Genomic DNA, 23,932 nt, shown 5'->3' on the forward strand with positions numbered 1-23,932 from the left:
GCGCCCACGGCTTTTACCGCACGCCGGGCGTCCACTTCGACCGGGCGGCGGGGCAGGGGACGCCGTTCCACTACTTCGCCCAGGGCGGCGGCCTGGTCCAGGTCGAAGTGGACCTCATCAGCGGCTGCGCGCGCCTGCTCAAGGTGCACATCGTCCACGAGACCGGCCGGTCTCTGAACCTGGCGGTGGATCGGGGCCAGATCGCCGGCGCGTTCGTGCAGGGCTTCGGCTGGTGCACCATCGAGGAAGAGGCGTTCGACGCAGCCGGGCGCTGGCTGGCCGTCTCGCCGTCCACGTACAAGATCCCCACGATCCGCGACGTGCCCGACGACTTCGTCATCGAGACCGTGGAGCGGGACCTGCACCACGCCAGCGTGCTGGGGAGCAAGGCCATCGGCGAGCCGCCGCTCGTTTACGGCGAGGCGGCCTGGTTCGCCGTCAAGGACGCCATCGAGTCGCTGACGGGGCACCGCCGCGAGGCGGCGCTGACCCACCCGGCCACCCCCGATGCGGTGCTCGCCGCCGTCGCCTCGCTGCTGTCGCATGCGTGACTCGTGCTCGTACTCGTAATCGTGATCGTGGTCGTAATCGAAATCGTATTTGTATTCGTGAATCGAAATGTTCACCTCATCCCGATTTGACGACCTACCGTCTCTGCCCATCGAATGGATCGTTGGCCGGGCGTCTATCTTCCTGAACCAGCCGCCTCCTCGGCATTGTCATCCGGGTCAGCATGGCGACGATGCGACTCAGGAGCCCTTTTCCGTCATTGACTTCGGCGGCCAACCCCCCGGCGAGTGATGCCAGAACATCCAGGCTGGCGGCGCACTCCATCGTCGATCCCCGGGCAATTTCGAAGAAACGCCGCCGTTCCCGGGGTGAGCGCTTTCCATTGCCTTCGGCAATGTTCAGGGGGATCGAGAGAGCGGCGCGGCCCAAATGGTCGCGAATATGGCGAATGGAGGGATTTGAGTTGTCCAGCAGCGTCGAGGTCAGTTTGACAAAATCCAGACTGGCCCGGTAGACGTCGAGTTTTTCATGATCGAACACCGTGTGTCGCTCCTTTCAAGGGATGTAGAATTCATCTTTCATGATTAATAACGGATCGGAAGGACTGATGTCCGAAGTTGATTCCGAGTGCGATCACGATTACGATGGCGGGTACGATTACGAGTACGATCACGAGTACGATCACGATTGCGATTGCGAGTACGAGCACGAGCACGATGGGATGGGAGATAGACAATGAGTGAAAAGAAGAACGGGTTCCTTACGCCGGCCAGGTTGCGCGAGGAGATTTTGCGCTGCGAGTTCTGCGAGGAGAAGCCGTGCCGCGAGGCTTGCCCGGTCCACTGCTCGCCGGCCGATTTCATCATGGCCGCCCGCGTGGGGGCCCCATCCGACTTCCGCCGCGCCGCCGCGGTGATCATGGGCTCCAACCCGCTGGGCGGCATCTGCGGCGCGGTCTGCCCCGACACCCACTGTATGGCCGCCTGCTCGCGCAAGCTCTTCGATCGCCCCATCGAGATTCCGGCGGTGCAGGCCGCCATCGTGCAGCGGGCCAAGGACCTCGGGGTCATGCCCGCGTTCGCGTCCGCGCCCGCGACCTCCCGGCATGTGGCGGTGGTGGGCGCCGGGCCGGCGGGCCTGGCGGCCGCGGCCACCCTGGCCCAGTGGGGCCACGCGGTCACCGTTTTCGAGCGGGAGGAAAAAGCCGGCGGGATGTGTCGGCTCATCCCCGAGAAGCGGCTGGATCCACGCATCCTGGAGACGGACATCGAATTCCTCGCCGGCCTCGGGCGGATCGCCTTCCAGTTCGGCCACGCCGTGGCGCGGCCTGCCGAGTTGCTCGCCACCGGCTGCGATGCGGTGGTCGTGGCCACCGGCCTCGACCGCCCGGTGCGCCTGGGCATCCGCGGCGAGAACCTGGCCGCCGACTGGCTGAGCTATCTGCGCGCGCCGCGGCGCGTCCCCGTGCGCGGCCGTGACGTGGCCGTCGTCGGCGGCGGGGCCGTGGCCGTGGACTGCGCCCTGGCGGCCCGGCGCCACGGCGCCGCGAGCGTGGAGCTCATCTGCCTGGAGCAGCTCGACGAGATGCCGCTGACCGCCGCCGAGCGCCAGTGGCTGCTCGACGCCGGCCTGGCCGTCACCGGGCGTTCCCGGATCACCGGCATCAGCCGTCAGGCGGACGGCCGCCTCAACGTGGGCGTCCGGCGGGTGCGGCTTCCCAAGGGGAAGAAATTCCATCCCCGCCTCGTGGCGGACGACCCCGGCGCGGCGCCCGTCCGGCGCCGGTTCGACGCCGTGGTCATCGCCATCGGCGCCCGGCCCGGCCTCGAGACGCCCCGGACGCGCGGCGTGTTCTACGCGGGCGACCTGGTCAACGGGCCCACCACCGTGGTCGAGGCGGCCGCCGCCGGCAAGAACGTCGCCCAGGCGGTGCACGCCTGGCTGGCCGGCGAACAGGCGCCCCGGGTGGACAAGTCCGTCAAGAGCCGCGTCGAGCTGGCCGGCCGGCGGCTCGTGCCGGTGCCCCTGAACACGGCGTTCTTCGGCCGGGCCATCGTTTCGCCGTTCCTGCTGTCGGCGGCGCCGCCCACCGACGGCTACGAGCAGATGCGCCGCGCGTACGCAGCCGGCTGGGCCGGCGGGGTGATGAAGACCGCGTTCGACGGCGTGCCCATCCACATCCCGGGCGCCTACATGTATGTACTCAACGACCGCACGTACGGCAACTGCGACAACGTGTCAAGCCACTCGCTGGACCGGGTCTGCGACGAGGTGGCCCGGCTGGTGCGGGAGTACCCCGACCGCCTGACCATGGCGTCCACCGGCGGGCCCGTCACGGGCGACGACGCGGCGGACCGCGCGGTGTGGCAGTCCAACACCCGCAAGCTCGAGGCTGCCGGCGCCATGGGGATCGAGTACAGCCTCTCCTGTCCCCAGGGCGGCGATGGCACCCATGGCGACATCGTCTCGCAGAACGCGGCGCTCACCGCCCGGATCATCGGTTGGATCCTCGAGGGCGGCGACCCGCGCGTGCCGAAGCTCTTCAAGCTCACCGGCGCGGTGACGGCGATCCAGCCCATCGTGACGGCGATCCGCAGCGTGCTGGAACGGCACCCGGCGGCCCGGGCCGGGATCACCCTGGCCAACACGTTTCCGAGCCTCGGCTTCCGCCCCGGCGCCGACGGCCGCTGGGCCGAGGGCGCGGTCATCGGCCTGTCGGGCGAGGGGGTGCTCCCCATCAGCTACCTGACGCTGGCCAAGGCGGGCGCGCTGGGCGTGCCCATCTCCGGCAACGGCGGGCCCATGGACTACCTTGGCGCGGCCTACTTCCTGGCGCTGGGCGCCGAGACGGTTCAGTTCTGCACCGTGGCCATGAAGTACGGCCTCGGCATCGTCGACGACCTGCACGCCGGACTCAGCCACCTGCTGCAGGCCTTGGGGATGGTGTCGGTGGCCGAGCTGGTCGGCCTGCTCCAGCCGCACCCGATCCGCGACTTCATGGAGCTGTCGGCGGAAAAACAAATCTCCGCGGTGGACCGGGAGCTGTGCCGGCACTGCGGGAACTGCACGCGCTGTCCGTACCTGGCCATCGAGCTCGACGACGAGAAAGTCCCGCGGACCGATCCGGCCCGCTGCGTGGGCTGCTCGCTCTGTGCCCAGAAGTGCTTCTCCGGCGCGCTGCACATGCGGCCGCGCACCGCCGAGGAGGCCGCCGCGCTCCGCGAAAGCTGACGGCGTTCCCGGCCGCCGGTGCCGCCGGCGAACCGCCGGCCGGGCTGTAGATGACGCGACATTCATGACCTTGGAGGGTGTGATGCACAAGGTGAAATTGGCGGCGGCGCTGTCCCAGGAGGGGTTCAACTGCGCCCAGGCGGTCATCGGCGCCTACGGCCCGGAGCTGGGCCTGTCCCGCGATCTGGCGATGGGCGTGGCCGCCGGGTTCGGCGGCGGGCTGGGGCGCACCGCCGGGGTATGCGGCGCGGTGAGCGGGGCGGTGATGGCCCTGGGGCTGCGGCACGGGGCCCGCGCCGGCGCCGACACCGACACGAAGGAGCGCGCGTACGCGCTGACGAAGGAATTCCTGGCGCGGTTTGCCGCCCGCCACGGCACCGTGCTGTGCCGCGAGCTGCTGGGCGTGGATGTGGGCACAGCCGAGGGGCTGACGCGCGCCCGCACCGAGGGGAAGTTCAAGACCCTCTGTCCCAACTTCGTCCGCACCGCTGCCGAGCTGCTGGAGGAGATGCTTTAACGGATTGGGTGAATCGGTGAATGGGTGAATCGGGAGATGGGAGACGAGAGAAGGTAGACGAACAGAACGAACGATCAACCATCAACCATCAGCGAATTGCGAACTTGCGAACCTGGAACTTGCGAACCTGAGAACATTCCAACCTTCAAACGGCTCGATCACGATTACGAATGACGAGCACGAACAGCGGCGTCAGCGCGCCGCCAGGGTCGCGGCGATCGTGAGCTCCGCCCCGTCGCGGCGCAGCGTGACCGTGACCGTGTCGCCCGGCTGGCGACCGCGCAGCGCGGCGGCATACTCCGCCAGCGTATTCACGGCCTGGCCGTCGAGGGCGGTGATCACGTCACCAGGCCGGATGCCCGCCGCCGCGGCGGGCGAATCCGGCGTCACGGCGGCCACCTTCACCCCCGGGCCGGCGAAGGCGAAATCGGGCATGGTGCCCAGGGTGACGCGGCGACCCGCGGTCGGCGCGACGGATCCGTCGTTGGCCCGGGCCGTAGCGGCCGCGGCCGGAGACCGCACGGTCGGCGCCGGGCGCGTCAGCGGCTCGGCGCGCTCGGCCAGGTAGCGCACCGCCTCGCGGGCGAACGCGGCCACCTTGACCAGGCCGTCGGCGTCCACGCGGTCGGCGGTGTCGCCGGGACGGTGGTAGTCGGCGTGGGGGCCGGAGAAGAGCTGCACCGCCGGGATACCCCGGGCGATGAAGCTGGCGTGGTCGCTGCCGTCCAGCTCCTGTCCGACCAGTTCCGAAGTCACGCCGGTGACGTAGCTGCAGCCCATGGCGATGTGCACCCACTCGCGGGCGGACGCGCCGCCCAGCACCAGGAGCTTGCGCTCGCCCAGGCGGCCCACGGTGTCCAGGTTGACGGCGCCCATGATCCGCTCCGGCGGATAGGCGCCGGGCACTTCCAGGTAATGCCGCGAGCCGCGCCGGCCGCTCTCCTCGCCGGTGAAGGCGGCGAAGATCACCGGGCGCTCCGGCGGCGCTTCCTGGACCATCACCCGGGCCAGCTCCAGCAGCACGGCCACGCCGCTGGCGTTGTCGTCGGCGCCGGGGTGGATCTTGCCCTCGTCGCCCTGGTGGACGTCGGGCCAACCCCGGCCCAAGTGGTCGTAGTGGGCGCACACCACCACCGACTGCCCGGCCCAGTCGGGCCGCGCGCCGGGCAGGACGCCGATGACATTGGCCATTTCCATCGGCCGGTTGTCGGGCCCGCCGGGTTCCGTCCAGCGCTGCAGCCAGCCGCCGCTGTCGCCGCCGGGACGGAGCCCCGCCGCTTCGAACTGCGCGGCGATGTAGTCGGCGGCGCGCGCCAGGCCGGCCGAGCCGAGGCCGCGGCCCTCCATCTCCGGTGCGGCGAGAGTCTGCACGTGACCCGTCATGTTGCCGGCGGAAAACGACGGCGGCAATTCCGCCAGCGCCTTGCGCGCCGGCAGGCGGGCGGGCGGAGGGAGCTCCGGCGCGGCGCCGGCAGCCGTGGCGACCACGGCGCTCAGCGGCGAGCCCACCGCGGGCCACTGCCCCTTGAGCACGTTGGCGGGCTCATCCCCTTCGAACGCGAGGTAGCTGTACTTGCCGTAGTGGGGGAGCTTGCGCCCGAGACCCGGCAGGGCCGCCGGCGGATCGGCGCCGAGCCAGACGAGCACGCCTGCGGGGTCATCCGGATGGCGGGCCGTGACGACGACACTGTGGCCGGACCGGGCCAGCGACTGATCGCCAACGGCGACGTCGGCCGTCCCGAGCTTCAGGCCGTACCCGGCGGCCGCCCGCTCGACGACCGGGCGGAAGGTATTCTCCCACCCCAGCAGCCAGACGGCGCCGCCACGGGGCAGCTTCGACAGCTTCTTGTCGGTGACCACGGTCATCTGGCCGGGGCGCTCCGCGGCCCATCCTTCCGCCAGGCGCCGGTAGCCGGCCAGCGTCTCCGGCGGCGCGGCGGCCGGCAGGACCAGCCACACCCGGCCGGCGCCGAACGCCCGGGACAGCGCCGGCGGAATCTCGGCCCGGTCCAGCCGGCGGAAGAGGTCGAACTGCGGGTCCACGTCCAGCCGCAGCGGCCGCCGGGGGAGGTCCAGCTCGAAGTCGGCGCCCGCAGTGGGCAGGGGCACGGTGACGCGCCACGGCGACACCTCCCCTTCCAGCGTCACCGCGACGGGGACGTCCAGCGCGAACGGCGCGCCGCCCTGCGTCTGGGCCAGGCGGAACGCCAGCCGCCAGCCGTCGCCGGCCGGCGCCGCCGTCGCCGACTCGAGCCGCAGCACCGGCGCGCCGGCGCGCGTCACCCACTGGTCGAAGAAGGGCTGCAGGTCCCGGCCGGCGGCGGCCGAAGCGGCGTGCGCGAAATCGGCAAAGGCGGCGCGGCGGAACCGGTTGTCGCGGTAAAACGATCGGAGCGTCTCGGTGAACGCGGCGTCGCCGATGTCCCGGCGGAGCATGTGGAAGAGCATCATCGATTTGCCGTACCCCACGGCCTCGCTGGCCGCGTCGTGGCGGCTGCGGAAGGCGGTGAGGGGGATATCGTTCGTCGCGTTCACGTAGTCGGCATATTTCTGCAGCGTGGCGCGGCGGTACTCCTCGCCCTGACCGCGCTGCTCGGCGATGAGATGGTCGGCCAGATAGGCGGTCAGGCCCTCGCACCAGTTGCCCGCGGCCATGTCCACGTAGACGCCGTTGCCCCAGTAATTGTGGAGCAACTCGTGGGGGTAGGAGGAATGGAGGATGAACGGGAAGCGGATCACCTTCTCGCCGAGCAGGGTGAAGGAGGGCATGCCGTAGCCGGTCTCCCAGAAATTTTCCACCAGGGCGAACTTTTCGAACGGGAACGGGCCGATCAGTTTCTGGTACATGTCCATGTAGCTGGCGGTGACGCCGAGGTAACGGTCGGCCAGCGCGGGATCAGGCGTCCGCAGGAAAGCCATGGCGACGGCCGGGCCGGCGGGCCGGGCGTACTCGGTGAAGGGGCCGGCCACAAGGTAAACCTCCTCGGACGGGTGGGAGCACTGCCACGTGGCGTGGCGCGCGGCGCCCTCGCGCTCATGCCGGATGCGCCGGCCCTGGCTCACCGCGTCCCAGTCGGCCGGCACTTCCGCGGCGAGGAAGAAGGTGACCAGCTGCGGGCCGAACCACGGCACCCAGTGCGAGCTGCCCGCCAGGTATGCCCCTTCGGCGGCGATGATCCCGGGCGTTTCGCTGAAGCCGCGCGCGTACTCCGCCGCGGCCTGGATGACGGGATGCCGGATGGCTCCGGCGTAGCTCAGGGTGAACCGCCACTCGGCGCCGGTCTCGAAGGTGCGGACGATCTCGTAGAGCGCCACGGGAATGTCGGCGGGCTGGCGCCACGCCGCCGGCAGAGCGGGAAAATCCGCCGGGCCCGGCCGCCGCTCCAGGCGCCGCAGCGTGTAGCCCAGCGTCTCGATGCGGGGCTCCAGGCCGTCGTGCAGCAGGAAGCGGACGGCATCGGCGCCCGTGGCGGGAAAGACGACGGTGTCGCTCACCGCAAGGGTGCCGGCCGCCGGCGTCAGCCGGACCGCCAGGTCGTGATGAACACCGGCGCCGGTGATGAAGCCGGCGGCGGCCAGGATCAACAGGACGTTCAGACTGACGTATCGCACGGACATGGCACCTCCGGTCAGATGGCGATGGACACAACGGGTTTGGATGACATCCGGACTTCGGCGGATTTCCCTCCCGGGCCGGCCGCCGGTCAGACCACCGCCAGGACGAGCAGCGTCAGGTCGTCCTGGGGCTCGCCGTTGCAATGGTCCTGCACAGCCGCCTCGATCCGTCGGACCAGCTCCGCCGCGGACAGGACGATGCCGTCGCGGACCATCGCCAGAAGCCGATCCTCCCCGAACTGTTCCTGCCGGCCGTCTTCCGCTTCCGCCACGCCGTCGGTGTAGAGCACCAGCCGGTCGCCGGGCGCCAGTTCGACTGCGCCCTGGACGTAGCCGCGCTTCGGGAAGGGGCCGAGGAACAGGCCGCCTTCCTCCAGCCGCTGCGCCCGGCCGTCCGGCCGCACCAGCAGTGGCGGACAGTGGCCGGCGTTGACGTACGTCAGGCGGCGCGACGCCGGATCGTACTCCGCGTAGAACAGGGTGATGAACCGTCCGGCGGGCATCTGGGGATGCAGCGTCCGGTTCAGGCGCTCGCACAGCTCCCGGGGCGGCAGGCCCAGGCCGGTCAGGGCGCGCAGAGCCGCCTGCTGGTTGGACATGAGCAGTGCCGCGGACATCCCCTTGCCGGCCACGTCGGCGAGGGCGACGGCCAGCCGGCCGTCGCCCAGCTCGATCACGTCGTAGTAGTCGCCGCCCACCCCGCGGGACGGCTGCCACGCGGCGGCGATCTCCATTCCCGCCCGCACGGGGATCTGCTGAGGCAGCAACTGCCGCTGGATGTCGCGGGCCAGCTCCAGATCCTGGTGCTGCTGCCGCAGGCGGAGCCGGGCCAACCCGTCGCCCAGCACGCCCGCCGCCTGGACGAGGAAGTCGAGGTCCTCCTCCTCCAGATGCCGCGCCGGCTGTTTCCGGCCCACCGCCAGCAGGCCGGCGGCCGCACCGCCGACACGGACGGGCGCGGCGACTTCCAACCCCATCTTCTGCCAGAGCCGGGCGGCCGCCGGGGCCAGTTCCTCGCGGTGGACGGTCCGAGAGTCCGCGAAGGCGGCCTCCGCCGCCAGGAGCCCCCGCTCCGCCCAGCCGTCCGGCATGCCGATGGCCTCCACGATCCGGTACGAGCGGGATGCGTCGGTCTGGAGGAACACGGCCAGCGCGCGGCAATGCATGGCGGCCAGGGTCATCTCCGCCAGGCGGCGCGTCAGCACGCCGCGCTCCGTCGCCTCGGCCGCGGCGTGCTCCATCGCGGCCAGGGCCCGGGGGTAATCGAACTTGCTCTTGAAAAAGCGGCGGTCGACGAATCGCTGGACGCGGCGGTGCAGGGGCAGCAGGAGCGCGCCGGCGCCCAGGGTGGCGAGCACGATCCCCCAGAGGCTCTGGGTGCCCGTCAACAGCGCCAGGAACGCGCCAGCGACGGCGGCCTGGGCGAAGAAGGCGACGAGCAGGATGCCCGTGACCGCCGTGTAGATCACCGTCTTGCGGATGATGACGTCGATGTCCATCAGCCGGTACTTGAAGATGCCGATGGCGAACGAGATGGGAATCAGCACGTACAGCGCCTTGATCACCAGGTAGCTCATGTTCAGGTGCCGGCCGATGCCGCCGAGGGGCAGCAGCGTGAAGACGTACACCGTCAGCCCCACCAGCACCGTGCCCGCCAGCGCCACGATGGTGCCCCACAGCGGCCAGCGGAGCTGGCGCTTCTCCTCGACGTCGGCCTGGCGGTAGCCGGCCACCAGGGCGACGCAGGCCAGGCCGGGGTAAACGAAGGGAATGGCGATGAATGCCAGCAGCACGCTGCCGATCAGCAGAAAGCCCCAACCCACGGGCAAGCCGTCGGACAGGCCGATCCCCGCCAGGAGCCCCAGGCCGCCCACCGTCAGCGCCAGGTAGACGATGATGGTGCAGGCCGCCGTCGGCCACGGGTGCCGCACCCAGCCGGTGAGCCAGCCGCCCTCGCTGAAGCGTTGACGGAGGCGGACGGCCAGCGCCGCGGCCGCGCCCAGCAACACCAGGCCGACGAATGGGCCGAGCCGCGTCATCCCGTCGTTGAACAGGCCTTCCAGCAAGCCGACGAACAATCCGGTCAAAAACAACAACGCGATCAGGGTGACCGGCAGTGCGTAAATCCAGGCGCTGAGTTCGGGCCGCCGCTGCACCAGGCGAAGCGGCTTCGGAAACACCAACGCCAGATGCAGCAGGCTTGTGGAGAGCAGGTACGTGACGATCACCATGATCGGCAGGCTCAGGGCGTACATGCCGACGGCCACGAACCGGATGCCGATGGGCGACAGGTTCGGCTGGAGGATGATCGGGATCAGCAGATAACTGCAGCCGGCGGACATGGAAAAAATGAAGAACAGGCGGGCGCGGAGATCCTCGGCTCGGCGGGTGAACACCAGGAAGCCGATGCCCAGGAAGGCCGCGGCCACCAGCAGATCGGTGATCAGGCTGAACCAGGGGCGGAAGCCGGACAAGGTGGGGATCAGGCGCAGCCGGACCACCCGTTCTCGTTCGCCGGAGCGGACGGTGTAGCTGACGGTATCGCCCGACCGGACCGTGCGGTCCAGTTCGCTGATTGTTTCGCTGTCATCGATGGGGATGCCGTTGATGGCGATCACGTGGTCGCGGGTGCCGAGCCCCGCCGCCTCGGCGGAGGATCCGGGCAGAATCCCCGTGATCTGGCCCGGGGAGGGGACAAGCGCATCCAGCCATTTCGGGCTCTCATCATTCGGCTGGTTGTAGCCGCCTTGCATGATCAGGCCGGCCGAGTAGCTGCCGCGAAGGTTGGACAGGTGCCAGACGATGAACGCCGACGTGACCGCCACGACTGCGATGGCGGTCCCAAGATAGATGGCCCGAAGGAGCGGCAGCTTCACGTGGACGGCTCCGGTAGGGTCGCGGTGGGAACAGACTGATGCGTGTGACTCCCGACCGCTGGCTGATCCGGTGAAAACGAATCGGCGACCATGTTAACCCAGCCGGTCGCCGGTTGACAATCCCGATCGGTTGATTCACGGGAAAAATCAGGTGGGGCGGTTGGATCGCCGGCAGCTTCGTGGCGTTCGCAGAACCGGCCGTGCGGCTCGACGGAGGATGAAGCCGCGTCGTTCGGGTCCCAGCAGGCAGATGGGTGAGTGCACAATTGGGAGGACGGCTCAATCGCCGGGCGCGGTCTCGCGCCAGGCCATCTCCACGTGAATGGCGTGGACCAGGTCGTACATGAAGTGGTCGCGGAATGGTTCCAGTTGGAGCGAGTCACGGATCTCCTCGATGGTTCGCCCCTGCGCCCGGGCCTGGCCCACCGCGTCGAGCAGCGCGTCCAGGTAGTCCTGCTGGCGGGCGATGAGTTCCAATCCCCCCGGCGCCCCGTGGCCGGGAATGATCTGGGTTGCGGGGGGCAGGCTGGCGGCCAGGCGCTCCAGGACCGCGCGCATCCCGGTGACGCTGCCGCCGTGGATGGCGTGGGCGACCGGGACGAAGCCCGCGCCCAGGAGATCGAGAGCCGGGACGCGGACCAGCAGGTCGGCGTCGGTGTGAGCCGGCGCGGCGTCCTCCAGCTCGATGCGGATATCGCCCAGCGCCAGGCCGGTCCCGCCGGCGGCGAGCACCACCGGCGGCGTGTGGCGAAAGCCCACGAATCCGTCCAGCAGGGTCCGGTAGGCGTCCAGGTAGCGCCGGTGCCGCGCGGCGGGGCGCGCGTGGTCAGGGTTCGTCTCCAGTTGCTGGATGAACTGCCGGATGTCCGCCGCCGATTGGGGGTCGTCGAAGACCCGCTCCTGATTGTGCCGGGGCGTGTGCCGGTGACCGACGATGGCCGCGCCGGAAAAGAGCGGGTTGCCGGCGGTGTGGTCGGCGACGCAGTGGGTGTTGATCACGAACCGGACCGGCTGTCGGCTGAAGGCGGCGACGGACGACAAGGCGGCGCGGGAGGCGGGCCCGGTTGCCAGAGTGTCGATGACCACGAGGCCGTCGCCGGTCGCGACCACGGTCATGGACTCGTCAAGGTAGTCGTCGGTGATCGCCAGCAGGCGATCCGCGATCTGAGTGGCATGCATGGCGGCGACCTCCGATGTTCGATCGGTTACGATGCGGGGGTGTTTTATTTGTCCCGTCCGTTGGCTGACGCGAACGACGGTTCGGGCTGACGGGCGAGCGCCCGCGTCGCTGGAGCGGCCGGAATGAGGATCTTTCCGGCTGGACCGGGATCGAGGATAATGGCGCCAGCCATTCCCACGCGCGAGGTGGACCATGAGGCGATGTGTCGTCAGTATCATCGGTCTGGCGGCCCTGTGGGTCGCGGCGGGCGCGGTCCGGGCCGAAGCGCCGCTGCCGGCCGAGACGATTCCGTACGCCGACAGCGTCAGCCTGGCCGAATACGTCCGGCTGCTGGACGAGATGCAGGTGTTCCAGCAGCGGATCCGGGCAGCGGACTTCGACGGCGCGGCCGCGCTGGCGCGGGCCGTGGCGGAGCGGGTGCCCGAGCTGTCGCCCGGCCACGAGATGGGCTTCCTCGCGGCGGCCCTCGGCGGCCGGCCGGACGCGGCCGTCGCGTGCCTGGAGCGGCTGGCCGAAAGCTATTTCATCTATCCCGAGATTTACGCCAACCTGCTGCCGGTGGTGGAGCGCCTGGCGGACCCGGCCCAGCGGCAGCGCTTGCGGGAGGCGGTGGCGGAATGCTTCCAGCGGCGGGCGTTCCGGCTGCATCACGCGCTGGTGCGGGGGGCCAACGGCCGGCAGATCCTTGTGGAGATGATGTACCTGCATCACGCCGCCGGTGATGAGGCCGGTGCGTTGCGCAGCCTGGAGGCGGTTGCCGTGTTCGACGGGCCCTTCGCCCGGAACTTCCTGCGGCGCTCCACCTGGAGGGACCCGGCGGCCGCCCGGGCCGTCGAGGAGCGGCTGGACGCGAAACGCCGCGCCTGGAGCGGCGCCGTCGAGGAGCGGATGGACGGCGTGGTGCGCGTCGCTGCGGCGGTGCAGGCCATGAGCGCGGCGCTGCCACTGACTCCAGTGACGGATTGGCCGGGCCACGTCGCCCGTTGGATCCCGGCGGCGCTGGCGGCGACGGACAAGGCCGCCTACTACGAGGCGCTGGCAGGGATGGTGCATGCCCTGGGCGACAATCACACCCGGGTGCTGTTCCCCGACGACGTCGCCGCCGCGTGCGGCGACTGCGGCCTGGGGATCCGTCCCGTCGGCGAGCGCTTCCTCGTGGAGCGGGTGGACGATCCGGCGCTGACCGACCGGGTCCGACCCGGCGACGAGATCACCGCCGTGGACGGCCGAGCGCCGGCGGAGCACCTGGCCCGGAACAGCTGGCGGTTCCCGTGGGTGGAGCACGCCGCGCTCCGGCCGGCCGGCTACGCCCGGCGGCGGTTGGCCGCCGACCTGCTGGCCGGCCCCGCGGGCACGATGGTTCAGGTGACCGTGCGCACGCCCGACAGCACCACCGCGGCGCTCACGCTGCGCCGCGACCGGCCGCTCCGCTGCGCTCCGGCCGCGCCCGACGAGCCGCTGGTCACGGCGCGGGAGGTGGCGCCGGGCGTCTGGCGGATCCGGATCCCGCGGTTCGAGGGCGGGGATGTCTACGCCGCCTTCCGCGAGGCGATCGCCCCCATCGATCCGGACCGGACGCGCGGCCTGATCCTGGATCTGCGGGACAACCCGGGCGGCAACTCGGCATACGGCGACGCCATCTTCGCCCACTTCATCGACACGCCGTGCCCCAGCTATCGGCTGGATTACACGCCGGTGTTCGCGCCCACCAAAATCAACGGTCACCACGGACGGCTCCGGCTCTACAGCGAGGGGCCGTCCATCCAGCCGGCCGCCGGTCCCCGCTTCGGCTGCCCGGTGGTGCTGCTGGTGTCGGAACTCACCGCCTCGGCGGCCGAGGACTTTGTCTGTCTGTTCCGCGACCAGGGCCGGGCGCTGCTGGTGGGGCGACCCACGGCGGGCGGGACGGGCAACGGCCACTACGTGGACCTGCCCGGCGGCGGCATGCTGCGGGTGGGACTCAACGTCAGCCTGGCGTACAGCTGGCGGGGCCTGAAGCCCGATGTCAGTCTGGAACCGTCGCCGGCGGACCTGGCCGCCGGCCGCGACGCGGAGCTGGCCCGCGCGCTGGAGCTGCTGCCGGCGGCCGCGCCCGCCGGGCCGTGAAACTTCATCGAACGTTTTCGCCCGCCGCTGCGTACATAGTATTAATCTCATGATGGTCGGAGGCACCATGGTTGCAAAACGCATGTTCGCCCTCACTGCGGCCCTGTTCCTGGCGGCGGGGGGAGGACTGGTATTCGGCGTGGAGAAGGTCATCGAGAAGTCGTTCCCGGCCAGCCCCGGGGCCGAGCTGATCCTGAAATCCGACCGGGGATCCATCCGCGTGGACACGGGCGCGCCCGACACGGTGGCCGTCCGGGTGACGCTGGAAGCCCGGGGGCAGGACAAGGCGGAGAAACTGTTCCGGGAATTCAAGCTCGACTTCCAGCCGCTGGCGGGCGGACTGAAGATCACGGGCGAAGGCCCCGAGCAGGCATGGAAATTCTGGAACTGGGGCTCGGACAATCTGAACGTTCGTTATGAGATCACCGTGCCGAAGGAGTACCGGGTGAACCTGAGCACCGGCGGCGGCAGCATCGCCGTGTCGGATCTCGACGGTGAGGTGGTCTGCGACACCTCCGGCGGCAGCATCAAGCTGGGCTGGATCGACGGCCGGGTCCACGCCCGCACCTCCGGCGGCAGCATCAGCGTCGAAGGCGGCGCAGCCGACATGGACGTCGAGACCTCCGGCGGCGGCATCCGCATCGGCGACACGGACGGCAAGGTCCGCGCCCACACCTCGGGCGGCAGCATCCGCCTGGGCGCCTGCCGCGGTCCGGTGGACGCCGACACCTCCGGCGGCAGCATCACCGTGGAGGAGGTGCTGGGCGAGGTGTCGGCCACCACATCGGGCGGCTCGGTCAAGGCGACCATCACCCGCCAGCCAAAGGGCGACTGCCGTCTCGAGACCTCCGGCGGCAGTGTCACCGTCTACCTCGCGCCCTCGGTGCGGATGGGCGTCAGCGGCCACGCCAGCGGCGGCGGTGTCCACGTCAACGTCCCCTTCGAAGGGGATATCGACGACGACACCATCGAAGGGAAAATCAACGGCGGCGGCCCGAAGCTGCTGCTGAGCACGTCCGCCGGCTCGGTGAACGTGCTGAAGTACGCCGCGGAATCCGGTGCGGACGCCGCACCGAAGAGCGGGACGAAATCCAAGCCGAAGGCCGAGAAGAACTGACCGGCCTCCAGCGGCCATCCCCATCCGGCCGGACCGGGCGCCTCGACGTGGGGCGTCCGGCCCGGTCTTGACTTTCCCGCCGGATGAGTCCATAACAGGTCAGCCTGCGGACCCGCCGGTCCGCGGCGTGAATCCCCGGGGAGAACGCAGTGACCGAAACCGGCCAACCCCCTGTCGAACCGCCGGCCGCTCTGCGCTGCCGCCGTCTGGTGAAGCGCTACCCAGGCGTGCTGGCTGTGGACTGCCTCGACCTGGAGGTGCGCGCCGGCGAGAGCTTCGGCCTGCTGGGGCCCAACGGCGCCGGCAAGACCACCACCATGGAAATCCTGGAAGGGCTCACCCTGGCCGACGCCGGCGACGTGGAGGTGCTGGGGCGGCACTGGGGGCGGGGCGGCGACCCCGCGCTTCGGGCCCGGCTGGGCGTCCAGCTCCAGACCGCCCAGTTGCCGGAGAAGCTCACCGTGTTCGAGGTGGTGCGGCTGTTCGCCAGCTTCTACCCGGCGGGCGGTGACGTGGAGGCAATGATCCGCACCGTGGAACTGGCCGAGAAGCGCGCGGCCCGCGTGGGCAAGCTCTCCGGCGGACAGCGCCAGCGCCTGGCCCTGGCCTGCGCGCTGGTGGGCGATCCCGAATTGCTCTTCCTCGACGAGCCCACCACCGGCCTCGACCCGCAGGCGCGTCTCAAGTTCTGGGAGCTGATCGAGGCGTGCCACGCCCGGGGCAAGACGATCCTGCTCACCACCCATTACATGGAGGAGGCGGCGCGGCTGTGCGACCGCGTGGCCATCATGGACCACGGCCACGTCATCGCGCTGGGGAGCCCCGCGGAACTGGTGGCCGCGCTCGATGCCGAGCAGATCGTGGAGTTCGCGGCCGACGCCGAGCTCGAGGCGCCGGCGCTGGCGGCGCTGCCGGGCGTGAGCGCCGCCGCGCGCCGCGACGGTGCCTGGCGTCTCAGCGTGCGGGACATGGGCGCGGCGCTGCCGGCGCTCCTGGCCGAACTGGCGCGGCGGGGGGCCGCGCTCAACCGGCTGGCCACCCACCAGGCCACCCTCGAGGACGTGTTCGTCCACCTCACCGGCCGGGAGCTGCGCGATGGCTGAGCCCGCCGTCACCCCGACCGGAACCCGCCGCCGGTTCCACCCCCTGGCGGAGCTCACCCGCGCCCGGATCCTGGAGTTCGTCCGGGAGCCGGAGTCTATGTTCTGGGTGTTCGTCTTCCCGGTGCTGCTGGCGCTGGCGCTGGGGATCGCCTTCCGCACCCAGCCCGTGGAGAAATTCCGCGTGGCGGTGGAGACGGGTTCCGCCGGCGCTTCTCGACTGCTGGAACTGCTGCGGGCGGCGCCCGGCCTGGACGTGGCGGCGCTGGACGCGGCCGAAGCCGGTCGGGCCTTGCGCACCGGCCGCGTGGACTTGGTGATCGTGCCCGGCGCCGGGCCGGCGCCCGGCGACACGCCGTCGTGGACCTTCCGCTACGACCCGACCCGAGGCGAGAGCCGCAACGCCCGCCTGGCCGCCGACGACGCCCTGCAGCGGGCCCTGGGCCGGCGCGATCCGGCCGTCGCCGGCGAGGAACCGGTCGTCCAGCCCGGCGCGCGCTACATCGACTTCCTGATCCCCGGACTGGTGGGGCTCAACCTGATGGGGAGCGGCCTGTGGGGGATCGGCTTCACCGTGGTCCAGCTCCGGACGCAGAAGCTGCTGAAGCTCTTCGCCGCCACGCCCATGCGCCGGCCCCACTTCCTGCTGTCGTTCATCCTGTCGCGGTTGCTCATGCTGGTGGGTGAGCTGGCGACGCTCATCGGCTTCGGCTGGCTGCTCTTCGACGTGCGGGTGCACGGGTCGTGGCTGGACCTGGCCGTGCTGTCGCTGCTGGGGTCGCTGGCGTTCGCCGGCATCGGGCTGCTGGTGGCGGCGCGCCCCCGGACCATCGAGAGCGTGTCCGGTTGGATGAACCTGGTGATGCTCCCCATGTGGATCTTTTCGGGGGCGCTCTTCTCGTACGCCCGCTTCCCCGAGGCGGTCCAGCCGTATCTGCGGCTCCTGCCGCTCACCGCGCTCAACGACGCGCTGCGGCTGGTCATCAACGAGGGCCGGCCGCTGTACGCCGGCTGGTTCGAACTGACCGTCCTGGCCGCCTACACCGTGATCTCCTTCGTCCTCGCCCTGCGCTTCTTCCGGTGGCAGTGAGCGAACGGTGCATCGGTGAATGGGTGAATCGGGAGACGAGAGACGGGAGAAGGTCGCCGGACAGAACGAACGTTCAACCATCTGCCATCCACTATCCACCATCGACTATTAACTGATTGCAAACCTGCGAATCTTCAAACCTGCACACTGTGAAACCTGCAAACAGCTCGCTGACGATCACGGTTACGTATTCTGATTACGTGCACGAACCATCAACGCCCAGCCGCATGGGCGGGCGGCGGCCGTAGGTGAGCCAGCGCCAGAACCACTCGGCCGGACCGAAGCGGAAGTGCCTCAGCCAGATCGGGCTGTACCAGAGCTGGACCGCCCAGATCGCGACGACGAAGCCCATGAGGGGAAACCGGGGGACCGCGCCGAAGAGCCCGAAGCCGTAACCGTAAAAGATGGTGGTGGCGATGACGGTCTGGGCCAGGTAGTTGGTGAGCGCCATCCGGCCCACCGCGGCCAGGCGCCGCTGCAGGGTCGACCAGACGCCGACCTGGTACAGCCGCATGATCAGCCCCACGTGGCCCAGCGCCACCAGCAGACTCCCCACCTCGTTGAAGTGCCCCGCCGCCAGGAACTGGTGGATGAAATCGAAGCGGGTGCGGAACAGGTCCCACATTCCCAGCCCCACGAGGGGAAAGCCCAACCCGTATCCGACCAGCATCAGCCGCCGGTAGAAGCCGGGTGACCGCCGGGCGCTGAACACATCGAGCTTCATCAGGGCCATGCCGATGAGCATGATCCCGCCAAGGCGCCAGGTGAAATACATGAGGGTCATGAAGATCTGCATCTGGAGCACGTTGGGGGCGCGTTCCATGAAGAGCCCGCTCCAGGAGCCGCGGTGAACCTGGATCTGCCGTTGGAGTTCAGCGGGCGGCGGCTCGAACTGCTGCCGGAGCTCCGGCCAGGTCTCCGCCATCGCCTGCTGGAACTCCGTGAGCGTGCGGCCGGCGGCCTGGGCCGTTGCGGCCTCCTGCGCGGTCTTCCGGGCGAGCATGAAAAATCCGCCCATGGCGGTGTAGGACAGCATGGCCATCAGGATCAGGGCTGCGCCGACGGTGATGAGCCGGCGGGGGGCGACGCGCCGGAACAAAAAGAGCAGCATGCCGCAGAGGGCGTAGTTGTACAGGATGTCGCCGTACCAGAACAAGTAGGCGTGCAACAGGCCGAACGCCAGGAGCACCAGTACCCGCCGGTAGTACACGCCGCCGAGTTTCACGCCCCGGGTGGCGGAGCGCTGGTCCAGGAGCACCAGCCCGGCGCCGAAGAGCATGGAGAAGATGGTCATCATCTTCTGATCGAACAGCAGGTGGGTGACGATCCACGTCCACATGTCGGCGCCCGTGTTGCCGCCCCAGACCAGCGGGTTGAAGTACGCCGCCATGGGCAGGGCGAAGGCGTAGATGTTCATCACCAGGATGCCGAGCACAGCCACGCCGCGCAGGACATCCACGGCGGCCAGGCGCTCCGGTGCGGCCACCGGTTCGAGCCGGAACGGAACGGCCGGCCGATCGGGCGCCGGCGCGACGGCATCCGGGACAGGTTCCGTTGGCGCGGCATCCGGAGGACAGACGGACTCATTCATGCGCGACCTCCCCATTGCTGTGGCAGATGATGCAGACCCTGTTTGCGGACCAGCGGTTTTCTTTCAGCGGCCGCAACCGCCGCCGCGCTATTCGGCCGCCTTGATCTCGTCCCAGACCTTCGTGTAGAGCGCGTTGGCGGCGCCGAGGTCGTCGATCACCTCGCAGCGGGCCCGGATCGCCTCCGGCACGAACACCGCCGGGTCGTTCCGCAGCTCCGCGTCGAGCTTCGGGTAGCAGGCGGCGTTGGGGCAGAGGTAGCGGATGAAGTTGGTGTTCTCCGCGGCCACCGCCGGATCGTGCAGGAAGTTGATGAACGCGTGCGCCAGCTCCGCCTGCGGCGCACCGGCGGGGATCACCAGGTCGTCGCAGGCGATGGACGTGCCCTCGCGGGGGATGACGAAGGCGATGTCGTCGTTCTCCGCCTGCACCTGGAAGATGTCGCCGCTGTAGCCGTGCACCAGGAGGAACTCGCCCGAGGCCAGGCCGGTCTTGTATTGCTCGTTCTCGAACTTGGCCAGATGCCGCTTCCAGCGGATGACCACGGCCTGGGCTTCCGCCAACTGCTCCTCGTCGGTGGTGTTCAGGGAGTAGCCGAGGAATTTGAGCGCGCCGCCGATGCTTTCGCGCATGTCGTTGAGCATGGTGGCGCGGCCGGCCAGGTCGGTCCGGTCGAAGACGCCCCAACTGGGCTCGACGTCGGCGAGCTTGCTCTTGAGGTAGGCGATGCCGGTGGTGGTGAGCATGTACGGCACGCTGTGGTGCATTCCGGGATCCAACGCCACTTTGAGGTACGCCTGGTCGATGTGGCGGAGGTTGGGGAGCCGGGTGTGGTCCAGCGCCAGCAGCATGGCCTGCTTGTGCATGACCTTGACCATGTAGCTCGAGGGGGTGATCAGGTCGTAGCCGCCCCCGCCGGCCTTGAGCTTGGCGTACATCGCCTCGTTGGAGTCAAACGTGTCGATTTGCACCCGGCAGCCGTACTCCGCTTCAAAGCGCTGGACGAGCTCGGGCTTGACGTAGTCGGCCCAGGTGTAGACGTGGAGCACCGGCGTCTCCCGCGTGCACGCAGGCGCCAGCAGCAGGGCGGCGGCCAAGGCGGCCGCGGACAGAATGCGGAAGGTTGCGCTCATCGGTTTTCCTCCGTCAGGCGGCGGCTCAGCCACACCGCGGCGAACGTCGCCGCCAGCAGCAGCGTGGACAGCGCGTTGATCACGGGGGGCGAGCCGTGCTTGATCATACTGTAAATCTGGATGGGCAGGGTGGTGGAACCCGGCCCGGCGACGAAAAAGGTGATCACGAAGTCGTCCACCGACAGCGTGAACGCCAGCAGCGCGCCGGCAACAATGCCCGGCGCCAGCAGCGGCAACAGCACGCGCCGCACGGTGGTCCACCAGCCGGCGCCAAGGTCCTGGGCCGCCTCCACCACCGCCCAGTCGAAGTCCTGCAGCCGGCCCAGCACCACCAGGGCGACATAGCTGACGCAGAAGGTGATGTGGGCCAGGGTGATGGTGCCGAGCCCGAGCGGCATCCGCAGTGCGGCGAAAAAGAAGAGCAAGCTGATGCCCATGAGGATCTCGGGCACCACCAACGGGATGTAGATCAGGGTGAAGTGGACGCGCTGGAGCCGGCTCTGCCAGCGGTGCAGGGCAAAGGCGGCCAGAGTGCCCAGCACCACCGAGGCGGCGGTAGCCGCCACGGCTACGACGAGGGTGTTCTGCAGCGCCTCCCAGATTTCGCGGTGGGTGAACAGCCGCTCGTACCAACGCAGCGACCAGCCGCCCCAGGTGCTGCCGAAGCGGGAGGCGTTGAACGAGTTGATCACCAGCACCAGAATGGGCAGGTAGAAGAAGGCCAGCACGGCATACGTGACCACGATGGGAAAGCGGCTCCGGGTCACAGCCCCTCCTCGTCGGTCGGCGCCCGCCGCCGTCCGCGCGCTTGCAACACGAGCACCGCCGCCATGGGCAGCAGCACGCCCAGGGTGAGCAGCGCCGCCAGCGCGCCGGCGTGGGGCAGGTTGCGGTCCACGAACACGCGCTGGGCGATCTTGTTGCCGATCATCTCGGAGGTGGGGCCGCCCACGAGATCGGGGATGACGTACGTGCCCAGCGCCGGGATGAGCACCACCAGCACCGCGGTGAGCACGCCGCGGCGGATGCCCGGCACGAACACGCGCAAGAACGCCTGGAAGCGGCCGGCGCCGAGGTCCCGCGCCGCCTCGAGGAGCTGGAAGTCGAACTTCTCCGCCGCGGCGTACACCGGCAGGATGGCGAACGGCAGGCAGGTGTACACCATGACCAGCAGCACCGCCGGCGGGTGGTACAGCAGGGCGGCGTCGGCGGACACCAGGCGGAGGCAGGCCAGCGCCTGCTTGAAGAGCCCGTCAGGGTGGAGCAGCACCTTCCAGGCGAAGATGCGGATGAGGAAGCTCGTCCAGAACGGCACCACCACCAGCAGCAGCAGCGTCTGGCGCCAGCGCCCGGGCGCCCGGGCGATGTAGTAGCCGGTGGGCAGCGCCAGGAACAGGCAGATCGCGGTGGTGAGCAGGCTGAACAGCACGGTCCGCGCGGCGATGATGACGTAGTGCGGGGCCGCCAGTGCGCGCACGTGGTCCAGCGTCCAGCCTGCGCCGATGCCGCCGAACGGGTCGGCCGGCCGCAGGCTGATGGCGAAGATGAGCACGGTGGGCAGGAGGAACAACACCGCCAGCCAGCCCATGGGCGGCAGCGTCACGAGCCACTCGGGCAGCCGGTCGCGCAGGTGGCGGCTCACGGTGCGTCCTCGCCTGCGGGCGCATCGTCGGGCACGTCGCCGATCTTTTCCGGCGGGCGTTCCACCAGGCGGGCGTCCGCCTCGCTGAAGCGCTCCAGCATGTAGCCGTCATCGGCGTGCCACGAGATCCAGACCGTCTCGCCCCAGACGATGGGCCGCTCGTCGAGCAGGAAGCGGCTGTGCTGGCGGTGAACGGCCAGCCGGTGGCCGTCCACGCGCACCCAGTACTTGGTCATGGCGCCGAGGTAGATCACGTCGTCCACCCGCCCCTGGTAGGCGTTGATGGACGGCTTGGCGGCGGGCGCCTCGCGGGCGATGTGGAGCTTCTCGGGCCGGACGCTCAGGAACACGGGCTGGTCGGGGCCGATCTGCTTGTCGTTGAAGCAGCGCACGTCGGCGAAGCCGTCGATGGCCAGCCGGCAGTAATCGCCGTCGAGCCCGGCGACGCGGCCCTCGAAGAAGTTGGTGTCGCCGATGAACGCGGCGACGAAGGAGCTGCGTGGCGCTTCGTAGATCTCCGCCGGCGTGCCGGTCTGCAGAACGCGGCCGCGGTCCATGACCGCGATCCGATCGCTCAGGCTCATCGCCTCGCCCTGGTCATGGGTGACGTAGAGGAAAGTGATACCCACCTGGTCGTGGATCAGGTCCAGCTCCATGAGCATCCGCTGGCGGAGCTTCAGGTCCAGCGCCGCCAGCGGCTCGTCCAGCAGCAGCACCGACGGCTGGTTCACCAGCGCCCGGGCCACCGCCACGCGCTGCTTCTGGCCGCCGCTGATCTGGTCAGGCTTCTTGTGGGCGTGCCCCTCCATCTGGATGAGCGCCAGCATCCGGTCCACCGCGTCATCGATCTCGCGCCGGGTGCGGCGGGCCACCCGCAGGCCGAAGGCGATGTTGTCGCGGACAGTGAGGTGTGGGAAGAGGGCGTAGCTCTGGAAGATGGTGTTGACCGGGCGGCGGTTGGGCGGCAGCGCGGTGATGTCCCGGCCGTTGAGGAGGACCCGGCCGGCGTCGGGCGTCTCGAAGCCGGCGATGATGCGAAGCAGGGTGGTCTTACCGCAGCCGCTGGGCCCAAGGAGGGAAAAGAACTCACCGCGGTCCAGGGTGAGTGAGACGCCGTCCACGGCCCGGACGCGGCCGAAGGCCTTGGCGACGTCCTGGAGCTCCAGAAGGGCGCTCAACCCACACCTGCCGGCAGGAGGATCAGATGCATGGCGCGATTGTAGGGCCGGCGCGGGGGAGATTCAATTTGTTTTTGGCGGCGACGGACATCGGACATTGTCATTCGTAATCGTCATCGTGATCGTGATCGCAATTCGTTATCGAGGCCAGAGACTCGAGGCTCGAGACTCGTTCCCGATCATCGGACATCGGACATCGGATATCGGATATCGGACCTGGGACCTGGGACCTGGGTTCTGGGTCCTGGGTTCTGGGACCTGGGTCACAGAACCCATATCCTAATATCCATTCACCGATTCACCGATTCACCGACTCACCGATTCACCGTTTTACCGATTCACCGATCAATCGGTATAACTGGCAAAATCAACCGGTTGGCACAGCGGAGGTACCGCGAGCAGGAGCGAGCGGCGGAAAGATGCCCTCGCAGCGTCTTACCCCGGGCGCCGAACCACTCCGTCGGCGTAGGTCGACCACGGCAGCCGGGATCGCCGGGTCTCTGATTGCTGTCACCGATCCGGCGAGGCGGGGGGACCTTGTTCAACGGCGCAACCACCGCGGGCGATGGAATCGTGTCGCGGGCCCCGCGAGTATGGCGGGGAGGGCTTTCGCGCCGCTCGCTCCCGCTCGCGGCACCTCCCGCTTGCCCGCTGATCGATCGTGCCCATGTTCAGGCGCGCGCTCGGATTCGAGCCTCGATTACGATTTCGATCACGAATTACGACCACGAGCACGAACCCGCAACCCTCAACTATCAACCTTCCCAACCTCGTTCAGGCCAGCCGTTCGGCCACCGATTCCCACTCCCGCAGCAGCACCTCGATGTCCCGGCCCACGGTTTCGAACTCGTGGCCCAGGCGCGCCAGCTCGGCGCCGCCCATGCCGGGAGGCGGCTCGGTGAGGATCCGCTCGATGTCCGTCCGCCGCGCCTCGGCCGCCTCGATCCGTGCCTCGAGGTCGGCCAGCAACCGCTCCAGCCGGACGCGCTCGTTCTTCGACAGTCCCGCGGGGCGGGGGCGCTCCTCCGGTCCGCGCGCCCGGGCGGCC

The 23,932-nt window shown here is 69.6% G+C and carries 17 protein-coding genes; 7 read left to right on the plus strand and 10 right to left on the minus strand.

Annotated features, from left to right (window positions below; genetic code table 11):
- Positions 1–551 (plus strand): molybdopterin-dependent oxidoreductase (locus GX414_12550; protein ID NLI47927.1); only part of this gene is annotated, 551 nt, incomplete at its 5' end.
- A gap of 94 nt (positions 552–645) precedes the next feature.
- Here GX414_12550 and GX414_12555 read toward each other — a convergent pair.
- A complete protein-coding gene (locus tag GX414_12555; GenBank protein ID NLI47928.1) occupies positions 646–1,050 on the minus strand; it encodes a four helix bundle protein in 405 nt (134 codons plus the stop codon).
- A 195-nt stretch (positions 1,051–1,245) separates the two neighbouring features.
- Here GX414_12555 and GX414_12560 point away from each other — a divergent pair, with 195 nt between their 5' ends.
- Positions 1,246–3,741 carry an FAD-dependent oxidoreductase gene (locus GX414_12560; GenBank protein NLI47929.1) on the plus strand — a complete coding sequence of 832 codons (2,496 nt, stop codon included), beginning with the start codon at positions 1,246–1,248 and terminating at the stop codon, positions 3,739–3,741.
- A gap of 82 nt (positions 3,742–3,823) precedes the next feature.
- Positions 3,824–4,258, plus strand: coding sequence for a C_GCAxxG_C_C family protein (locus GX414_12565; protein ID NLI47930.1), 435 nt, complete (start codon positions 3,824–3,826; stop codon positions 4,256–4,258).
- A gap of 192 nt (positions 4,259–4,450) precedes the next feature.
- Here GX414_12565 and GX414_12570 read toward each other — a convergent pair whose 3' ends face one another.
- The 3 genes from GX414_12570 to GX414_12580 all read right to left on the minus strand — a co-directional run bounded on the left by GX414_12570 (position 4,451) and on the right by GX414_12580 (position 11,928).
- Positions 4,451–7,876 carry a M20/M25/M40 family metallo-hydrolase gene (locus tag GX414_12570; GenBank protein NLI47931.1) on the minus strand — a complete coding sequence of 1,142 codons (3,426 nt, stop codon included), beginning with the start codon at positions 7,874–7,876 and terminating at the stop codon, positions 4,451–4,453.
- 86 nt (positions 7,877–7,962) lie between these two features.
- Positions 7,963–10,749: a SpoIIE family protein phosphatase gene (locus GX414_12575; protein NLI47932.1), complete on the minus strand. Its 2,787-nt coding sequence runs from the start codon at positions 10,747–10,749 to the stop codon at positions 7,963–7,965.
- 279 nt (positions 10,750–11,028) lie between these two features.
- Complete coding sequence (locus GX414_12580; protein ID NLI47933.1) at positions 11,029–11,928, minus strand: MBL fold metallo-hydrolase; 900 nt, start codon at positions 11,926–11,928, stop codon at positions 11,029–11,031.
- A 193-nt stretch (positions 11,929–12,121) separates the two neighbouring features.
- Here GX414_12580 and GX414_12585 point away from each other — a divergent pair, with 193 nt between their 5' ends.
- From GX414_12585 to GX414_12600, 4 genes are all read left to right on the plus strand, one after another.
- Positions 12,122–14,035, plus strand: a complete 1,914-nt coding sequence (locus GX414_12585) for a hypothetical protein (protein NLI47934.1) — start codon at positions 12,122–12,124, stop codon at positions 14,033–14,035.
- A gap of 67 nt (positions 14,036–14,102) precedes the next feature.
- The gene (locus tag GX414_12590; GenBank protein NLI47935.1) at positions 14,103–15,152 is read left to right on the plus strand and encodes a DUF4097 domain-containing protein; all 1,050 of its coding nucleotides are present in this window, start codon (positions 14,103–14,105) and stop codon (positions 15,150–15,152) included.
- 149 nt (positions 15,153–15,301) lie between these two features.
- On the plus strand, positions 15,302–16,255 hold the full coding sequence (locus tag GX414_12595; GenBank protein ID NLI47936.1) for an ABC transporter ATP-binding protein: 954 nt from the start codon (positions 15,302–15,304) through the stop codon (positions 16,253–16,255).
- Complete coding sequence (locus GX414_12600; GenBank protein ID NLI47937.1) at positions 16,248–17,342, plus strand: ABC transporter permease; 1,095 nt, start codon at positions 16,248–16,250, stop codon at positions 17,340–17,342. Before GX414_12595 ends, GX414_12600 begins: the two co-directional genes overlap by 8 nt.
- Positions 17,343–17,538: 196 nt before the next feature.
- On the opposite strand, the gene GX414_12605 is transcribed toward GX414_12600, so the two are convergent.
- From GX414_12605 to GX414_12630, 6 genes are all read right to left on the minus strand, one after another.
- Positions 17,539–18,933: a DUF418 domain-containing protein gene (locus GX414_12605; GenBank protein NLI47938.1), complete on the minus strand. Its 1,395-nt coding sequence runs from the start codon at positions 18,931–18,933 to the stop codon at positions 17,539–17,541.
- Positions 18,934–19,020: 87 nt separating this feature from the next.
- Positions 19,021–20,064: a spermidine/putrescine ABC transporter substrate-binding protein gene (locus tag GX414_12610; protein NLI47939.1), complete on the minus strand. Its 1,044-nt coding sequence runs from the start codon at positions 20,062–20,064 to the stop codon at positions 19,021–19,023.
- Positions 20,061–20,831, minus strand: a complete 771-nt coding sequence (locus GX414_12615; protein ID NLI47940.1) for an ABC transporter permease — start codon at positions 20,829–20,831, stop codon at positions 20,061–20,063. The genes GX414_12610 and GX414_12615 overlap by 4 nt, the downstream gene beginning before the upstream one ends.
- Entirely contained in the window at positions 20,828–21,652 is an 825-nt protein-coding gene (locus GX414_12620; protein ID NLI47941.1) for an ABC transporter permease, read from the minus strand. Before GX414_12620 ends, GX414_12615 begins: the two co-directional genes overlap by 4 nt.
- Positions 21,653–21,702: 50 nt before the next feature.
- Entirely contained in the window at positions 21,703–22,884 is a 1,182-nt protein-coding gene (locus GX414_12625) for an ABC transporter ATP-binding protein (protein ID NLI47942.1), read from the minus strand.
- A 774-nt stretch (positions 22,885–23,658) separates the two neighbouring features.
- A partial coding sequence (locus tag GX414_12630; protein NLI47943.1) for a hypothetical protein occupies positions 23,659–23,932 on the minus strand: 274 nt, incomplete at its 5' end.

The sequence above is a fragment of the Acidobacteriota bacterium genome (assembly GCA_012517875.1).
In the GTDB taxonomy this organism is placed as follows: Bacteria; Acidobacteriota; JAAYUB01; order JAAYUB01; family JAAYUB01; genus JAAYUB01.

What these genes read in the sequence shown, in the direction of transcription:
- GX414_12560 (NLI47929.1), top strand. Translation starts at nt 1,246, where the DNA reads ATGAGTGAAAAGAAGAACGGGTTCCTTACGCCGGCCAGGTTGCGCGAG.
- GX414_12565 (NLI47930.1), top strand. Translation starts at nt 3,824, where the DNA reads ATGCACAAGGTGAAATTGGCGGCGGCGCTGTCCCAGGAGGGGTTCAAC.
- GX414_12570 (NLI47931.1), bottom strand. Translation starts at nt 7,876, where the DNA reads ATGTCCGTGCGATACGTCAGTCTGAACGTCCTGTTGATCCTGGCCGCC.
- GX414_12580 (NLI47933.1), bottom strand. Translation starts at nt 11,928, where the DNA reads ATGCATGCCACTCAGATCGCGGATCGCCTGCTGGCGATCACCGACGAC.
- GX414_12585 (NLI47934.1), top strand. Translation starts at nt 12,122, where the DNA reads ATGAGGCGATGTGTCGTCAGTATCATCGGTCTGGCGGCCCTGTGGGTC.
- GX414_12590 (NLI47935.1), top strand. Translation starts at nt 14,103, where the DNA reads ATGGTTGCAAAACGCATGTTCGCCCTCACTGCGGCCCTGTTCCTGGCG.
- GX414_12600 (NLI47937.1), top strand. Translation starts at nt 16,248, where the DNA reads ATGGCTGAGCCCGCCGTCACCCCGACCGGAACCCGCCGCCGGTTCCAC.
- GX414_12605 (NLI47938.1), bottom strand. Translation starts at nt 18,933, where the DNA reads ATGAATGAGTCCGTCTGTCCTCCGGATGCCGCGCCAACGGAACCTGTC.
- GX414_12610 (NLI47939.1), bottom strand. Translation starts at nt 20,064, where the DNA reads ATGAGCGCAACCTTCCGCATTCTGTCCGCGGCCGCCTTGGCCGCCGCC.
- GX414_12620 (NLI47941.1), bottom strand. Translation starts at nt 21,652, where the DNA reads ATGGGCTGGCTGGCGGTGTTGTTCCTCCTGCCCACCGTGCTCATCTTC.